The organism is Leptospira fainei serovar Hurstbridge str. BUT 6, assembly GCF_000306235.2.
Taxonomy (GTDB): domain Bacteria; phylum Spirochaetota; class Leptospiria; order Leptospirales; family Leptospiraceae; genus Leptospira_B; species Leptospira_B fainei.
Window position 1 is genome coordinate 983,460 of record NZ_AKWZ02000010.1, and the last position, 16,612, is coordinate 1,000,071.

The 16,612-nt window shown below is 43.1% G+C and carries 13 protein-coding genes; 7 read left to right on the plus strand and 6 right to left on the minus strand.

The genetic code is table 11. From position 1 onward, the window contains the following. Positions 1–84: 84 nt before the first annotated feature. Positions 85–1,023, minus strand: coding sequence for a hypothetical protein (locus tag LEP1GSC058_RS13805; protein ID WP_016549762.1), 939 nt, complete (start codon positions 1,021–1,023; stop codon positions 85–87). Beyond that, positions 1,024–4,203: a SpoIIE family protein phosphatase gene (locus LEP1GSC058_RS13810; RefSeq protein WP_016550697.1), complete on the minus strand. Its 3,180-nt coding sequence runs from the start codon at positions 4,201–4,203 to the stop codon at positions 1,024–1,026. It lies immediately after the preceding gene. Positions 4,204–4,392: 189 nt separating this feature from the next. On the opposite strand from LEP1GSC058_RS13810, the gene LEP1GSC058_RS13815 reads away from it, so the two are divergent. Continuing rightward, positions 4,393–5,700 carry a dicarboxylate/amino acid:cation symporter gene (locus tag LEP1GSC058_RS13815; RefSeq protein WP_039948393.1) on the plus strand — a complete coding sequence of 436 codons (1,308 nt, stop codon included), beginning with the start codon at positions 4,393–4,395 and terminating at the stop codon, positions 5,698–5,700. A 6-nt stretch (positions 5,701–5,706) separates the two neighbouring features. Continuing rightward, a complete protein-coding gene (locus tag LEP1GSC058_RS13820; RefSeq protein WP_016550692.1) occupies positions 5,707–7,029 on the plus strand; it encodes an MATE family efflux transporter in 1,323 nt (440 codons plus the stop codon). Here LEP1GSC058_RS13820 and LEP1GSC058_RS13825 read toward each other — a convergent pair. Next, on the minus strand, positions 7,001–8,473 hold the full coding sequence (locus LEP1GSC058_RS13825) for an NHL repeat-containing protein (protein ID WP_016550146.1): 1,473 nt from the start codon (positions 8,471–8,473) through the stop codon (positions 7,001–7,003). The genes LEP1GSC058_RS13820 and LEP1GSC058_RS13825 overlap by 29 nt on opposite strands. Next, positions 8,440–9,384 (minus strand): site-2 protease family protein, encoded by a 945-nt coding sequence (locus LEP1GSC058_RS13830; RefSeq protein ID WP_016549322.1) that lies wholly within the window; start codon positions 9,382–9,384, stop codon positions 8,440–8,442. The genes LEP1GSC058_RS13825 and LEP1GSC058_RS13830 overlap by 34 nt, the downstream gene beginning before the upstream one ends. Before the next feature lie 136 nt (positions 9,385–9,520). On the opposite strand from LEP1GSC058_RS13830, the gene cysE reads away from it, so the two are divergent. Together cysE and LEP1GSC058_RS13840 are read left to right on the plus strand one after the other, a co-directional pair. Beyond that, a complete protein-coding gene (gene cysE, locus LEP1GSC058_RS13835; RefSeq protein WP_016550281.1) occupies positions 9,521–10,234 on the plus strand; it encodes a serine O-acetyltransferase in 714 nt (237 codons plus the stop codon). A 108-nt stretch (positions 10,235–10,342) separates the two neighbouring features. Further along, positions 10,343–10,609 (plus strand): hypothetical protein, encoded by a 267-nt coding sequence (locus LEP1GSC058_RS13840; RefSeq protein WP_039948662.1) that lies wholly within the window; start codon positions 10,343–10,345, stop codon positions 10,607–10,609. Between the two features lie 69 nt (positions 10,610–10,678). Here the strand turns inward: LEP1GSC058_RS13840 and mpl36 are convergent, their stop codons facing one another. After that, positions 10,679–11,584: an RlpA family plasminogen-binding lipoprotein MPL36 gene (mpl36, locus tag LEP1GSC058_RS13845; RefSeq protein WP_016550815.1), complete on the minus strand. Its 906-nt coding sequence runs from the start codon at positions 11,582–11,584 to the stop codon at positions 10,679–10,681. Between the two features lie 110 nt (positions 11,585–11,694). On the opposite strand from mpl36, the gene LEP1GSC058_RS13850 reads away from it, so the two are divergent. Both LEP1GSC058_RS13850 and LEP1GSC058_RS13855 read left to right on the plus strand, forming a co-directional pair. Further along, positions 11,695–12,603: a tetratricopeptide repeat protein gene (locus LEP1GSC058_RS13850; protein ID WP_016550477.1), complete on the plus strand. Its 909-nt coding sequence runs from the start codon at positions 11,695–11,697 to the stop codon at positions 12,601–12,603. Continuing rightward, the gene (locus LEP1GSC058_RS13855; protein WP_039948395.1) at positions 12,557–13,582 is read left to right on the plus strand and encodes a tetratricopeptide repeat protein; all 1,026 of its coding nucleotides are present in this window, start codon (positions 12,557–12,559) and stop codon (positions 13,580–13,582) included. The genes LEP1GSC058_RS13850 and LEP1GSC058_RS13855 overlap by 47 nt, the downstream gene beginning before the upstream one ends. On the opposite strand, the gene folP is transcribed toward LEP1GSC058_RS13855, so the two are convergent. Beyond that, positions 13,579–14,451, minus strand: a complete 873-nt coding sequence (gene folP, locus LEP1GSC058_RS13860; RefSeq protein WP_016549502.1) for a dihydropteroate synthase — start codon at positions 14,449–14,451, stop codon at positions 13,579–13,581. The genes LEP1GSC058_RS13855 and folP overlap by 4 nt on opposite strands. An 83-nt stretch (positions 14,452–14,534) precedes the next feature. Here folP and LEP1GSC058_RS13865 point away from each other — a divergent pair, with 83 nt between their 5' ends. Then, complete coding sequence (locus tag LEP1GSC058_RS13865) at positions 14,535–16,610, plus strand: OmpA family protein (RefSeq protein ID WP_016550404.1); 2,076 nt, start codon at positions 14,535–14,537, stop codon at positions 16,608–16,610. Positions 16,611–16,612: the final 2 nt, after the last annotated feature.

A 16,612-nucleotide genomic window follows, 5' to 3' on the forward strand; every position in this document is an offset into this window, starting at 1 on the left:
CTAACTATCTTATCAAACGAAAAACAAAAAACGTCCCTGAAAGCTCCGAAGCCTAACGATTGTTTTAAGATAAAACAGCGTTCGTTAGAGAGCCTCCCAATCTCTTATCTTGGAAAAGGATTTTATCGGGTACGATAGATATTTTCCGGGCAAGAGCCACCCCTTTAGAATTTGTTCCCAATTCTTAGCTTTCAAACCGTGCAAAACCTTGAGTACCGCCTCGGTGTCCTGGACGTCAGTGGTCGCGAGAATTCTTAAAAAGGACCGGTATCCTTCCGGGCTAAGCTCTTTATACAAAATTCCCTGCAAGCGAACCGACTTCGAATACATCCACGCTCCCACTTGCGGGTCGGTAGATTGGAAATCGCCGCCAAGCGGGTGATCGCTTTTCGACGGTGGTTCGGCTAATTCCCATTCATCGTAAATTGACGTGAGTTCCTGCTGATTGAGTCTTAAATATCCCTTTTTAGCTAGTAAGTAGGGAAGAAACGAAACGATACCTTCGCTTAGCCACAAAGGTTCGATAAAATAGTAATGACCTAATTCATGAAGCAACAGTGCCGGATAACCGATCGGAACCAGACCGGATTCCAGATAAATTCCCAAATCCTTTCCAAGTTCCCCCGAAACGTTATTATAGCCCCCGATTCGAGTTCCGTTTAAAAATACGCTTTCTTTCAAAACTAAGCGAACTCGGTTTCTTTCCTTCGAAGGCAAACTTTTGAATATCGGCGCGGCAGCTTGATGAAAGAAGATCCCCGTATAGGATTCGTACGCATCAAGCAAGTCCCTTGTTTTTTCAAAGGCATATCTGTCCCATTGCTGGGCGGAAGTTTCGTTCTGAATCGTAACGAGGATATCCCCGCCTCTTAGTTTAAGAGGGTAATCTTTATTCGATCTGGCCTTGATTTTAAAGCCGGCGCTTTGAGCAAAACTAGAAAATCCAAAAACCAGAAGAATTGCGGCTAAAAGGAATCGCCTCATTCCACCGGATATTAATTTCCCGTTTGCGGGAGCCGACAATCAGCGGTCCCTCTCTATCAGTCGAATTAGTTTATGCGCGTTTTCGTTTCCCGGTTCTCGTTGTAAAATTTTCCGAGCATACTCTTCGGCGCGATCATACATTTCCATCAATCTGTATATGTCCGCCAAATTAACTAAATTGGAAAGATTATCAGGATCGACTTCCAATAGTTTTAAGCTAGCTGAGAGAGCCAGATCGTATTTTCCCATTTTCTTATTCGCTATCGATAAATAAAACCAGTACTCGTGCAGATCAGGATCGGTTCCCAAGTAATTGTTCAACACTTCGACCGCAGTCGCGTAATCTTTCCCCTTAAAACTGAGCAAACCCAAAAGCTTATTCAATTTCTGATTAGCGCTGTCGTGCATATAGCCGGTTTTTAAAAGATCCAACGCTTCTTCTAAGCGACCTGTCTTGTATAATTTGCGAGCTTCCTCATAAACCGAATCGGTATTGAGCGCTTTATCGATATGATCGGTATCGTCGAAAATATCTTCGATCTCGTCTTTCTTCGGTTCGGTTTGAAATTCCACTTTAAGAAGAGATAAGTCGTCGGTTAATTCGCCCGTCTTACGAATCTCAGTTTCGATTTCTTCCAGATTTGCTTTCGCCTTTTCGACATGCCGTAAAAACAACATTTCGTCTTCGTTAATCGTACGAATGGTCTCGTCCGGAGTTAAATCCACATCGTCGCGACCGTCAGAGCCTAGAATAAGAACGTCCCCTTTTTTCAGCTGGAGGGAATGCACTTTAAAATCAAATTCGGAATCCAAACCCAATTTCCGTAATGTCAGTCCTTCTTCAATGAAACTTGCCTTCCCGTCCCTATAAAGGACCGTAAACGGATGCTCCGCGTTAAAGTACCAGCATTTTCCCGTTTCGTCCTCGATGAGATAAACGCAGGCGGAAATTACCATCGAACCGTTAAACGACTTAAATACGGAATGGATTTCATGATAAATGTCCCCAAGCCATTGCTCAGGTGTAGTTTCTAAAATTCTATTATTAGCGGCGGAACGTGCAAGAATCGAGTTCATTACGACCCCCATTACAAGCGCACCTCCGGCTCCTTGCATGGATTTTCCCATCGCATCTCCGTTCATTGCAACGGTAAATCTTTTGAAAGAATCCGGACGACCTAAACGAAGATTTCCTGTTACGCAAATATCGCCGCCAAGGTCTGAATGTTTTCCGCGAAATTCAAACTGCTTCTTTTGGCGAATAATAAAATCAGTCGCCACATGTTTGGATTTATTCGCATTATAAAATAAAGGTTTTGCTAATAGGGAAGTAAGAAAGTAGTCCCCGTCCTGCTGCACTTTAAGACGTTGAACTTCCTCCATCTTTTCTTGCACCTCTTTGGTTCTTTCCTTAACTTTTTCCTCTAAGTTCTCGGCATAATCCTGCAATTCTCGTCGGGCTTGCTTGATCGACGCCACCATTGCATTAAATGAATCGGCTAAAAATCCGATTTCGTCGCGGACTTTGACCGGAACGACCACATCTAAATCTCCCTTATTGACTTTTTCCACCCCTGCCAACAAGCCGTTAAGCGGATCGACCAAACTACTCTTAAAGAAAAGAGGGAAGAGAACCAGCACGACGAAAATTACGATTAGCAGGATGATCGTTTGCTTCACTGCAGTCGGATGCATGAACTGACGATAAACCAAGTAGGAAAAGCCTACTTCACTCATTTCGAGAGTTTCGGGTGAGAATTTCATAAAAGCAACGTAATGGCCGTTGCCGTCTTGGCTCCTTCTATAATGTCGCGTCTCGCTCGGTTTAAAATAACGAAAGTATCGTAGAACCTCCTCTCGAAGTTGCACATCGGAAAGTTGCTTACCATCCCAAAGACAGTTCTCGGACCAATGTGAAAAAATTTCCTTTTTATGGGATTCGCTTCCGAGAGATTCTATAAAGGAGCGCCCTTTTTTACAAAAATTTCCGCCGACAACACCTTCCAAGCGATTCGTAGCTATAAAGGCCTGCTTATTCCATTTTTCCGCTTCGCCTAGAATTGCCGCCTTCAGTTCACCGTCGGACAATTGTGCGCTCTGAGAAATGAATTCTAAAATTTGTCTCCTGTAACCGCCGAAATATGTATGAGTTTTTTCTAATACTTCCTGTAATTTTGGGCGGAATTTTTTCTCGTCCAGATTTCGAATTTCTTCATAAATGGTAACGTTTTGAAGATCGATTTCAACTTGCATAAGATTCAAATCGATTTTCTTGTCGTATTCACCTGAGCTAAGGCTGTTTTTATTATCATTCCAGCGGATAATATATTCTATGTCTTTTGTTTTTACTCCATTCTCTATCGCTCGCTCAATGTTTACCATTTTAAGGCTATCGTATTCCGCGTCCTTCTCTTGGCTGGATATATATACAAGCGCCTGCATGATCAAACAAATCGTAAAGAGAGTGATTCCGACGATTTTAACCATGAATGTGGTTCTTTCCGCGCTATTATTGATGAATGCGATTGCCAAAACGGAAAAAGCCGCGACGAAAAAAATCACATTCGACGTCATATAAGTCGAACGCTCCATCGCGCCGTCCCGACTTACTACGTTCGAAATATTCGGATATATGGCTGCGATCAAAAACCCAATCGTAAACATCAAAAGCGCGATTCTTCTTTTATCTTTTGTTACGATGACGCGCCAGGTAGGTATGATCAAAAATCCGACGACGGATTCTATGGCGATCACAATGGCTAAGTATCGACTCGCATCATACGCGTTGAAATCCCAATGATGCGCAGTGAAGTGATAAATGTTTTCGGAAATGGAGGTTAGATAAATAAAGAAAGTAACTACGATCGTAATTACGGAGTATTCGACGATCAAAACCCAGCGAGCTAATCTTTGGTTGCTATTTCCCGGAAACCGAAGTAGGAACTGAGTGAAATGCGTCAATGCCGGAAGGATGAAGCCGCCCGTAATCCATCTATGATAGGAAGCAAACGGATGATACAGGAAAGCAGCCACGAAATAGCCCATCTCAAAAAAAGTAAAAAGAAGGAAACCAATTCCTAAATGAGTCGTAGCGACCGTTTTATTCTTTAAAGTAAGAAAGAAACTTCCGAGAAAGAACGTAGTCAGTGTGACCAATAAACTTCCAAAAGAATAATAGTTAAACAGGACCAAGTCCCAAGAGATTGTATCTAATCCCATAAACTCCTAAGGTCGATCCCAAAACTTTCGTCTTTGAAGACCGACTTCGACCGATTCTATGTCTTTGGTACGGCTTCTTCCAATCCAGAAGGCGGAAGAAATCGCGGAAAAACGATTTAAGCCTTCACTATCAATTTGAAAAGGGAAAAATCAATAGAAAAATAGTGGAACCGTTCGATTCTGTCGTTCATGTCCACATTTAGCGGAATCAAACGGTTAAATTCAGGCTTAATCTTACTGATTAAAGGTAAACTCTGGCTACGAGTATTAATCGGCTTATTTTCCGGAACGGCCGTCGGACTTTGTCTAAGCCCGGAATACAAATTTTTGGATATATCCACTAGTTCCGTTCTCGCGAATTGGTTGGGTTTACCCGGACAATTGTTTTTAATCCTTCTGCAGATGATAATGATCCCGTTGGTATTCTCGTCTATCCTCCTAGGCGTAAATGCCGGCGAGAGTTTGGAAAATCTAAGGAAATTCGGATCCCAAGTTTTCTTGTATTTTGTTTTTACCACCGTCGTTGCCGTCGTCTTAGGAATCACGATCGCAAGCGTCGTAAAACCGGGCAAATATGTCGACGCTGCAGGTATCCCCAAAACGAGCGTTGTATCCAAAATACCGACCCATTCTGAACCGCCGAGCGTCGAAAAAGTTCCGGACTTAATTCTTTCGATCTTACCTAGAAATCCATTCCAAACTCTGTTCACCGGCGATATGTTAGGAGTTGTCCTTCTGGGAATCCTAGTCGGCATAGCATTACTGTCTCTGGGGGAGGAAGTCGCTAAGCCGGTCTTGGGATTAATTCAGGCGGTATTTAAAACTAGCATGGTTTTCGTTGATTGGGCAATGATGCTAGCGCCGTATGCCGTCTTTGGATTAATCGCTCAGATTACCGCAAAAATCGGTTTTAATGTGTTAGTAAGTTTAGGAGTATACTTCCTATCCGTTCTCGGGGGTTTGCTCGCCGTTCTCCTGATGTATTCCATTATACTAATTCTTTTAGCCCGAAAAAACCCGATCTGGTTTTTTAAAAACGCGGGGGAACTCCAACTGCTAGCTTTTTCCACTTCAAGTTCCGCGGCAGTCTTGCCGTTCACGCTAAAAACCGGCATCGAGAAAATGGGTGTGTCAAGAAGGATCGCGGAATTTATAGTTCCACTCGGAGCAACCATCAATATGGATGGGACCGCCCTTTACCAGGCGACTGCTACCGTATTCCTAGCGCAGGTTTACGGAATCGATCTTACTTTAGCGCAATTCGGTTTCATCATAATTGCTACGGTGATTGCTTCAATTGGAACTCCTAGCACGCCGGGATTAGGTATCGTAATTTTAGCTTCCATTCTGACAGGGGTGGGAATTCCGACGGAAGGAATTGGAATTATCCTCGGTGTCGATAGGTTACTCGATATGTGCCGCACGACAGTAAACGTAACCGGAGATCTTGTGGCCTGTAACGTTTTTCAAAAATGGCAAAAGACGGATTTGAAATAAATTGTTTTGAAACAAAAATTCTTTCAGCTTACATTCTATAATATACTTGCAAACCTGTCCGTCCCTTTAGCAGGTTTAGCCGATACCGCCGTCTTAGGCCAACTTGATACCCATACGTTTATGGCCGGAGTGGCTTTAGCAAATATCGTCTTCGATTATCTATTTTGGAGTTTTGCTTTTTTGCGAATGGGAACAACCGGCCTGACCGCCCAGGCCTACGGAGCGGGTGATGAATCCAAATCGGATTTAATTCTTTCCCGCTCTTTGATACTCGGAATCGGTGTTGGCATAACAATTCTTTTATTCAATCATCCTATTCAAAATTTCGGATTCTTTTTTTTAGAAGGCGAAGCCGATGTGAAATTTGCCGGATCAAGTTATTTTCAAGGGAGAATTGCCAGCGCTCCCGCAACATTATGTAATTTCGTATTAATGGGTTGGTTTCTAGGAAGGTCTCAAAGTAAGATCGTTCTATTCGCGACGGTAATTGCGAACGTGACAAATATTCTATTGGATATTTGGTTTGTACTATATATGAATTGGCAAGCTTGGGGAGCGGGAATCGCCACTACGATCAGTCAATATTTGATGCTGTTTCTTTTTCTGATTTTCTACTTTCTCGAAAGGAGACGTTTGCCTGGATTTTCAGAGAGCGAGGAAAAATTGTTCTCCGCATCAGGCTTTAGATCTCTCCTTTCCTTAAATACGGATATCCTTTTGAGAACAGTAATGTTAATCACCGCATTTAGTATTTTTCGTAATTTCAGTTCTTCTTTCGGATCCATAGTGCTGGCGGGAAACGCAATCTTACATGAGCTCATTTTAGTTGCGGCTTACTGGATAGACGGTGCCGCCGTTGCAACTGAAACTCTCGCCGGAGAAGCAAAAGGCAAAAACGATAAAAGGGAACTCATCTCGCTCCTGAAGCTTGCTTTAATATCGGCATTAGGACTCGCCTGTTTCTTTTCCTACTTCGTGATTCAGTTTCCTAACTGTTTTTTTCCTTGGATTTCAAGAAGTTCCGAAGTGCTAGCCGTTGCCAACACTTACCGATTTTGGTTAGCTCCGGTTTTGATAATCGGATCGATTGCGTTCGTCTTTGACGGGTTCTTTTTAGGATTATCGGATGGACGAACTCTGCGTAATGCAATGATCGTCAGCACCCTAATTTTTTTCATACCCATTGCCCTGATCGGCAAAGCCGAAGCAAGCAATCATTTACTTTGGCTATCCTTAAGTTTTTATATGATCGGAAGATCTTTAACCCTCGGATGGAAAATCTATAAGATGAACGAAACAACTAGTTTTGTCCGAGATCCGATCCTTTAGGCAAAACTTTTACTTCTATTTCTGCCGGTATCGGTTTCCAGAAATCGGCGTCTTTCGCCTTGTAGAGAACCGGGGAAGGTAAAGCCCCCCAGCCTTCACTTCGATATAAATCCACGACCTCTTCGCTTTTCTGATAAGTCCGAGAAGATTCCACAGTTTCCGGTTTAATCGAAGATAATGGAACCCACCCGAATCCGGGAACATAAGCGTCCAATGCATCTTTGAAAACGGGAGAAGATTGATCGGATAAAACTAATGTTCTCACGGAACGGATCGGAAGTCCTCCATCGAGCAGCGCTTTTTTAAAACTTTCCCAATCCGTACGGAATAATCTCGAATCGAAGATTTTATCTATAAAGTATGTTCCGTTTTTATCTTTTACGGAAATCGGCGTTTTGACAAAGGGAGATAAGTCCTTCGGAATTTCTTCCTTCTTTTGAATGAATTCATCCATGACATAGAATCGAACGTTCGTTGTTCTCGCTTCGAACTGATATTCCAAAGTTTGACTGCCTTTCGGATCGTCGATTCCTAACTTCTTGGACAATCCGCGAGCGCCGGAAACGAAATCCCCTTTAAATTTTGGATCTTTGGATTTTAAATTCCGTATTCTTTGGTGCTCCGTAGTCGGAGGAGGGAGTAAGCCCAAGACTCCCCCCACCAAGCTAGCTTCGTTTAAATTGAATTTAATTTTTACGTTAATCAGGTACGTTGATTCGCCGGATGCCAAAAATCTGTCGGTTTCGACGAATGAGATTTTCTTAATTTCCCTGCTTGTACGATCCACTACGAAAATTTTGCTTCCTATGATTGCTAAGCCTCGAATGTCCTTCGTCGGAGTCCGAATCGAACCGGTGATTCTTCCATTTGCCGGATCATAACGATAAATATTTCCGTCGGACGAATCCGTAATCCAAATACTGTTCCGCGCGTAGCAGATATCCTTCGGACTCGCTCTATCGGTTAGGAAACCGCCGATTACGGATTGCGTACCTTTATCGTAAACGGAAACTTTTCCCGTATCGGCGTCGAGAATATAGAGATAGTTTTGAAAGCTCGCGATTCCTCCGATCCTATCAATCGGTATCGCGATTCGATCCGTAACCCCGCCGGTATTCGGTTCCACCTTTAAAATTACCCGCTTTGCAGCGACGAAGACTCTCCCCTCTCTCGAATCGAAACTCAATCCTGAAATAAAGGGAATTCCCAAATTAAAAACTTCCTGTCGACCCGTCGGATCGACTTTGAAAATCGCTCTGCGTTTACTATCGGCGAACCAAAAATTCGTCCCATCATAAGAAAGACCGTATGGACTGTCCGTTAAAGGGATTTCCAAATCGACTTCTTCCTGTGCAAATACGGTCGCAAAAAAGAATGCCGACAAAAAAAGGAATAATGAGAGCGCTAAGTTTATTTTCCAAAAAGATTTCGAATTCCGTTCCATATATCCTCTCCCAGACTTGATTGGGGGCCTGCAGCGGTAACGATTTCCATAGGCGAAGGAGTAAAAATTAAAATCAAAGAGAGTAGAATCGCCGCCCCGCAAACCTTTCGAATCCAATCCAAAGGAAACACCGGATCGGGAACGTACGGGTGCTCTACCCTAATGAAATAATAGATGAGCAATCCCCATAAGATCCACGCGTAATTCCAAAATGCGAGGACTAGGAATGCGGAAAATAAATGATAGATCCATTTTCGATATCCTTCGCCGAAAATCGCATAAATCACATGCCCCCCGTCGAGCTGTCCGAATGGAAGTAAATTGATCGCCGTTACCAATAGCCCGACCCATCCCGCAAACGCTAACGGATGAATTTCCACCTCGTACAAGTTTGAATCGAAAGGCCCGAGTACGAATTGATTTGCCCAACTCACAAAAAAACTTTCACCGAAGCGAACTTGGAAAGCCGCAGGATTAGATCCTAGAGCGTTCGTGAGATCGCTTATCGGGACTAAATGCGAATATTTAAGCCCGATAAAATAGCAGGGAACCGAGAGGATAAGACTCATTGCCGGCCCCCAAATCCCAATATCGAAGAGTTGTTTTTTATCCCGAATCGGTTCCTTAATCCTAATGACGGCGCCCATGGTTCCGACAGGAGAAATCGGCATCGGAATAAAAAAAGGTAAAGTCGCTCTGATTCCGTAATACCGAGCCGCTAAGTAATGGCCCATCTCGTGACAAAGAAGAATGCCTAGAACGGGTAAAGAATATAAATATCGATCCTGAAGCGTCGCGCGAATCCAATCCCATCCTAAAAACGGAAGATTTAACGTCTCTTCTTGAAAAGTAAGAGTCAAAAATGTAAGTAGGAAGAGGACTATGTGAAGTCCGTATTTAGGTCTGTCCAATGAGTTACTTCCTTTACTACGGTCTAAAGTAGACCTGTTTTTTCACCGAAGGATTCCTTCTTTACACATAAGGGAACCCCACATAGGGTTCCTGATAGTGCCGTCACGGCAAGCGCGAAAGGAAAAGGATATTAGGTTGTTCGACAATATCAAAGCAATCCGAAAAAATGATCCGGCAGCAAAGTCTTATCTTGAAATAGTCCTCTGTTATCCGGGGCTGCATGCCCTTTGGTTTCATTCTCTAGCGCACTTTTTGTATAACGTTAATTTACGTTTGATTCCCCGAATCATCAATACCTTTGCCCGATTTTTAACGGGCGTTGATATTCATCCGGGTGCAAAAATATCTCCGGGAATCTTTATCGATCATGGTCATGGAGTGGTTATCGGAGAAACTGCCGAAATCGGAACCGGTTGTTTGATTTTACAAGGTGTAACTCTCGGTGGAACAGGAAAGGAAACCGGAAAACGACATCCTACTCTGAAAGAGAACGTGGTAGTCGGAGCCGGAGCAAAAATTTTAGGAAATATCATAATAGAAAAGAACGTAAGAATCGGGGCCGGATCCGTTGTGCTTCGGGATGTCCCGCCGGATTGTACCGTTGTTGGTGTACCTGGAAAAGTCGTGCGTTCTAAGGTAGACTTCGGGGAAAAGGGAGAACGGATGTTGGATCATAATGAGCTCCCTGATCCGGTCGCCAGAATTTTTTCCATACTAGTGGAGAAAATCGATACTCTCCAACACGAAGTAAATGAATTGTACGCGAGAGGAAACTCGCCACCACCCAAAATTCCCGCCAAAAAAGACGATCATGAGTTGAACGAATACATTCACGGAGACGGGATTTAACTCATCGCTAAAGTTTTTTTAATCGGAAACTTTTTGACATTTTCTCTTTAAAGAGCATTCTACGTTAGGATTCACCCGAAAGAAATTTTTCGGATGACCGAGGTGCTTATGCCGATCAAAAGAAAAATAAATTTCTTCCTGACTCTGATCTTACTTAATATCCCGCCTTTACTTAACTGCAATCTTCTAGTGAGCAACGAACAACTTTGCGGCAATGATTTAAAGAAATACGACGAATGTTATACTCTCCTTTTAGTGGCAAATCCCGGTTGCGGCCAGGGAGTCGGAGCTTGCACTGCCGGATATATCGAGCTAGCGAAAACGATTTGTGCGGACAGAATGAAACTTCAAAGCTGTAGGGCGCACAGAAATTAACGTTTAATAAAATAAAAATGCCTCCGGCTTGGAGGCATTTTCTCGATAGAGGTGAGCGATTTAAGCGGACTATTTTTGAGGAATAAAACAATCCACTCCGTCTTCTTTCAATTTTGTTTTTAAAACGGCCGCCTTCGCTTTATCGGTAAAATCACCCATTTGCAAAACGAACATACCGTCTCTTTCAAATAGATATACTTTTTCACCGTATTCTGCAGAAAGATTTTTACGATAATTCTCTGCAAGCTGGCTATTGCGAAAAACTCCGACCTGCACCGTTTGACCCTTAGGAGCGCCTTTCACTAAAGGGGCTGGAGTAACGACAGTCTTTTTCGGAGTGAGTTTTTCCGGTTTCGAATCGTTTAAAAGAGCCTCTTCATCGTCGGCGTTTTCCAAATCTTCGGATTCGTCTTTTCCACCCTTGCTGACTACTTTAAGTCCGACACGAGCAATGCCTACGTCTTTAAAATCCAATGTTTCGGCGGCCTTCTCGGATAAATCGATAATCCGATCTTTTGCGAAGGGTCCCCGATCGTTGACGCGTACCAAAACTTCCTTATCGTTTTCTAAATTTTTTACTTTTACGACGGAACCGAGCGGGAGACTCGGGTGAGCTGCCGTAAGTTTCGTCTTGTCGAACGGCTCCCCGCTCGCCGTAGGCTTACCATGAAATTTCGGACCGTACCAGGAAGAGTATCCGATTTCGTCAAAATCCCCTTCTGGCGACTTTTTGGGAGGGAGTGTTGCTTTTACAGGTTTGTTATCTGCGAGTAAATCATCTAAGCTTCTTTGCTTACTTCCGGCGGAGTTTTGAGCTAACGCCATATCTCTCTTGGATTCCTGATCCATCGGCGCAATTTCCTTTTCAAAGAAAATTTCGGACGGATCTCCTGACGCGCTGATGTTTCGTCTTGGTTCTACGGACGCGCAGGCCGTAATTGTGGTTAGCACGACGATTGCGGAAAATCGTTTCATTTTATGACCTCAGTCGAGATTCTTTCCTTTTACTTTTCGGAAGAAACCGGAAATCACATAAAGACTTTTTCCGATTGCGTATTTCTAGGTCGCGGTCGATACTCCCAGGTATGGCGGAAGCTGAATCCAGGAAAAAATTCAACGTTGCCCTGCAGCTGGAAAAACAGGGGAAAGTCTCTCAGGCCGTAAAAATTTACGGCGAAATACTACAGCTGGAACCGGGCTTTCAAAAAGCGTATCTAAATTTAGGTGCGTTGTATTCCCGTATGGGAGATTCCGAAACTGCGATCCGAACCTACCAGAAAGCCCTTGAACTCGGAAAAACGACCGAACTCTATTATAATCTCGGCGTCGAATTCTATCGGCTCAATAGTTTAGAAGCAGCCATCAAGGCTCTGAAAAATTCCCTCGAATTAAACAAAAGGTACTTAAATTCCCACCTTCTCTTAGCTTATTGTTATAAACAGCTCGAACGACCCGAGAAATCGGAATTATATTTAAAGAACGCTTTAAAAATCGATCCAAAGAATAAAACCGCATTGTCTGCGCTGGCTACCGTCTATTTCGATACGGAGCGATGGAAAGAGGCCTTGGAAGCCGCGAATTCGGCTCTGATCGTTCAACCGGATGATCCCAGAATGGAAATTCTGCTTACCGAAATACATGTAAAACTGGGTAATTTTAAACAATCATTCGAAACTCTTAAAAAAGTTACGACTACCGCGCAAGGTTTTGTAAAATTTTCTGATTCGATCAAGGAAGCTAAGGAAAAACCGAAACCGGAAGAAAAAATATTCTTTGATAATTTGGAATCTTTGACTCGAAAAAAGCTTAGCGAATTTAAAGATAAATTAGTTCTGTCAAAGGAGAACCCGGAAGACTTCGAAGCGCCGGAGGCTCAGGACGCGCTTGATCTTTCCTTGATGTATCTATTTCATGGAGATACCGAACGCGCTTTAAAGTATTTACTCTATGCTCAAAAGAATTTGGAAGAGAATCAAACCTCGGAAGCATCCTAGCTACTTGCTAGCCGTATTTCCTTTTATTCTATCCTTGGGTTCCTGTCTTTATCCGGTTCGATACGCGGAAACGTTGGAAAACGATTCCGGGTTTATCTATCTTTCCTCGCAATTATATCCACGGGAAATCGTGGATTCGATTAAGAACCCTTGGGAAGCGAAGTCTCAAAGAGGAAAGGCCTCGTTATTCAATGATAGAAATAATCTAGGAATTCTCCTGGCCAAAAATTCACTTTTGGATGATGCGGAAATCGAATTCACCGAAGCGCACAAACTTGCACCTTCGGATCCGATTCCCGTTTTAAATTTGATTCGATTGTATTATCTTGTGGAGGATGTCTCGGAATGCAAAACCTTCCTGTCGGGGTACCTCAAAACCGTTTCTCAGATAAATCGAAACAAGGTGGAAAAAACCCTCGAGGATAACCATAGAGAGGAAGAATTAGTTATTTATTGGGACGTACTCTCTAATATTCCAGGCCAGGAAGTTCACGCTTGGAACGGGCTTGCGGATCATTTTTTCAGAAAACAAGATTGGCCTAAGAGTTACTTTTATCTGGAAAAAATCCTTCAACTAAGTCCGTATCACAAGAATGCCCGCGCTTTGATGCTTCAGATGGCTAATAATTTAGAAAAATGGGATGAAGCAATCGTCTTCGGTTTAAGCTTAGTACGAACCGGAGAAAGGGTACCGGATTTGGAGTATTACCTTGCTCACGCATATTCCGAAAAAAAGAGATATGACGAGGCGCTTGTGTGGATAGGAAAAGTTCCGGAAAACGAAAGGGAAAATATCCGCTTCTTGGATTTATGGAAAACTTGTTTGCTCTCTAAAAACCCTAAGTCCGATCTTACTCCTTTAGTTCCTTACTTTAAAAAATTGAGAGCCCAAGGTCTGCAAATCTCTCAGGAGGACTTCCTACCAACCACGACTCCCGAAGGGAAAGAAGCAGCAGATCGAAATATCTGGGGTCGCTAAAACTCTCCGTGGGAAAGTTTCCAGATATTTATCGCTCTTATTAAATTTAAAGGAGCATGAGTTCGGATAATCGGGACTTTCTTTAGCCAGAGATACAATTCGCAAACCGTTGTCGGAACTTCCCTATCATCTACTGGAATTCCGCCTAATGCATTCCCTAAAAAAGATTTTCGAGTTACCGACAGCATAAGTCTTGGAAACTCTTGCATAAGTTTTTCCACGGAAGCGAGAACGGTAAAGCTTACTTTAGGATCGGGACTAAGAAAAAAACCCATCCCCGGATCGAAGATAATTCTATCCTCGGGAAAGTTCAAATCCGCCAACTGATTCTTCTTTTCGCGGAAGAAAGAAAAAATTTCGGATAGAACGGACTCGGGCGAAAGATTCGATTCAGGTCCCGCTTTTAGGCCTCGATCGTGTGAATACATCAAAATAAATTTTGTAGTGAGTTGAATCGATTCGATCAATACTTTCAGGCTTTCTTCATCCGAGAAGCCCCGAATGTTATTTATATATTCAACCCCGAAAGATAAAGCCTTACGCATCACCTCAGATTTAAAAGTGTCTACCGAGATAGGAATTTTCCGGGATTTCAGGGCTTCGATCACAGTCTCCATTCGTTCCCATTCAATCCGAGGATCCACCCATCCTGCCTTTATGTTGGAGGATTGAGCTCCGATATCGATGACGTCAGCCCCCTCCTGTACTAAAGATAGAGCTTTTTCCAATGCCCGGTCGGAATCCATATATTTGCCACCGTCGGAAAATGAATCCGAAGTGATGTTCAGAACGCCGAAAATCAAAGGCTTCGGTGGAAAATCCGGTCGATTCTCTCTTCCGTTCCGAGGATTTTTGCTTAGAGTTTCCATATTGATCCCTGCCGGTTTCCTTCCGATACTATATTTGTGAAGAGGAAAATCCAGGGATTTTTCCTACTACGAGAACAAACCCTATGCTATTTTATAATCAAAAAACGATCGTTAAATTCCTATATGCCCTTACGATTTTTCTCTTGTTCGGAGTTAGCTTCTTCTTCTCCGGACAGGCAGATTCGCAACCGCTACCTCCATTGGCGGAACGAGCATTTGGACCTCCGTTAAACACTCAAAACGACGAATACAATCCTATTATTAGTCCTGACGGTCGATATCTGGTATTTCAATCCAACCGACCCGGAGGAGAAGGGGAGATGGATTTATGGTTAGCTGAAAATGCGAATTATAAAAGTAGAGATGGTGAAGCCGATTGGCGGAAGCCCGTAAATTTAAATCAAGATATTTGGGAAAAGAATAAGAAAGAATTACCTGCGGGAGAAAAGCCGGCAAAACTTTTAAATACGGACAGGTTTGAGGGAGGAATCTCAATCCGTTTTGACGATGCCGGCAATCCTACGGAAATTTTCTTCACATCCGTAAAAAACGAAAAAGCCGATAGATCCGGTTATGATGCATTAAATATTTATTATACTAAGAGAGACGAAAAGACCAAACTGTGGATCGATCCGATACCCGTTCCCGAGATCAATTCCAATTTTAACGATAAGATGCCGGCAATTTCCCCTGATGGAAGATTTCTTATTTTCGCTTCCGACAGACCGGGGGGTTACGGGGAATACGATTTATGGGTGAGCTACCGAAATCTTTCGAATGGATCTTGGTCTGCTCCGGTGAACATGGGTGGAACGGTAAATTCCAAAACTAGCGAGATCCTTCCGTACATACATCCCGACGGAGAGCAGCTTTATTTTTCGACGAATCGGGAAAATGAAAGAAAGAAGTTCTCCCTTTTTCGCATCTTCTTAAATCTACCTGCCGGCCAGGATATGGAAGATGAGGAGGATAAAACCTCCGTTTCAAGAACGTCTCTTCCTTATCCCGTTCCGGACAATGCGAGCCTTGAGAAACTGCCTTTTCCTTTCAATCTTGATACAAATGAAGGAATCGATTCCGAAGGAATTTCCTTCGATAGGGAAGGGATATGGGCCTACGTTTCTTCGAACAGAATAGGAGGTCAGGGCCAGTACGATATTTATCGATTTCAAGTACCGGAGTCTCTTCGTAATTCGTACGACGTAACTTTCGAAGGATTAGTTTTAGACGGGTCGGAGGCAACGATGATCGGTCTCGATGCAACGATTAAGATTTCAGATGCGATCGGGCCTAATCGGACTGTCACTTCCAAACGTATCGGCGGCGATTTATCAAAAGGAACTCCTTCCAACTTCAAAACGGTCCTTAAGACTGGACGCGTTTACAAAGTCGAGATATCTTCGCCCGGTTTTTATCCGACAGAAGATAGATTGGATCTACGCGGAAATATCGAGCGAGGAAAGAAAATTTATAAAACTTATGTCCTGCTCCCGATTAAGGAAGAAGAGAAAGGTAAAACGCAACCTCAGACTTTTGATGAAAGCAAAAAATTCAAAGGAATGAAAGTAGTCGTAGTCGATGCTAAGACAAAAGAACCGATTCCTGGAGCAAGCGCTACAGTCTTTACGCCGAAAAATCGACAAGGAGAAGTGTTAAAATACAACAATGAGGAAAAAAATTTCCATCTTCCTTCGATTCCTGACACGGATTTTGAAATATTCGCCAAGGCTGAGAAATATATTTCCGAAAGCGTGAACGTCCTTAAGGAGAATGCTAAGGATGGGTCAATAATTTCTATCGCATTAAAGCAAGAAACCGATGTCCCGGTTGTTCTAGGTATTAAACTCTACTTTGAATTCAATAAAACTAATCTAACTGACGGACATCGAAAGCAATTAGATCTGCTTGTAGATTACCTGAAAAAGAATACGTCGGATAAAGTAGAAATCGGGGGCCATACTGATAATATCGCCTCCAAAGAATACAACACGCGCTTAAGCGGAAAACGAGCGCGGAACGTCTACGACTATGTCCGGACAAAGGGAATCCAAGCGAGCCGATTAAAAACTCGAGCTTATTGGTACTCCAGGCCGGATGAAGATAACTCAACCGAACAAGGGAGAGCTAAAAATAGGAGAGTGGACTTCCGGAAGCTCTAAGG

Bases quoted from the DNA above. Each gene is read 5' to 3' on its own strand.
- LEP1GSC058_RS13810 (WP_016550697.1), bottom strand. From the start codon at position 4,203: ATGGGATTAGATACAATCTCTTGGGACTTGGTCCTGTTTAACTATTAT.
- LEP1GSC058_RS13855 (WP_039948395.1), top strand. From the start codon at position 12,557: ATGCTCAAAAGAATTTGGAAGAGAATCAAACCTCGGAAGCATCCTAGC.
- LEP1GSC058_RS13840 (WP_039948662.1), top strand. From the start codon at position 10,343: ATGCCGATCAAAAGAAAAATAAATTTCTTCCTGACTCTGATCTTACTT.
- LEP1GSC058_RS13850 (WP_016550477.1), top strand. From the start codon at position 11,695: ATGGCGGAAGCTGAATCCAGGAAAAAATTCAACGTTGCCCTGCAGCTG.
- folP (WP_016549502.1), bottom strand. From the start codon at position 14,451: ATGGAAACTCTAAGCAAAAATCCTCGGAACGGAAGAGAGAATCGACCG.
- mpl36 (WP_016550815.1), bottom strand. From the start codon at position 11,584: ATGAAACGATTTTCCGCAATCGTCGTGCTAACCACAATTACGGCCTGC.
- LEP1GSC058_RS13815 (WP_039948393.1), top strand. From the start codon at position 4,393: ATGTCCACATTTAGCGGAATCAAACGGTTAAATTCAGGCTTAATCTTA.
- LEP1GSC058_RS13865 (WP_016550404.1), top strand. From the start codon at position 14,535: ATGCTATTTTATAATCAAAAAACGATCGTTAAATTCCTATATGCCCTT.
- LEP1GSC058_RS13825 (WP_016550146.1), bottom strand. From the start codon at position 8,473: ATGGAACGGAATTCGAAATCTTTTTGGAAAATAAACTTAGCGCTCTCA.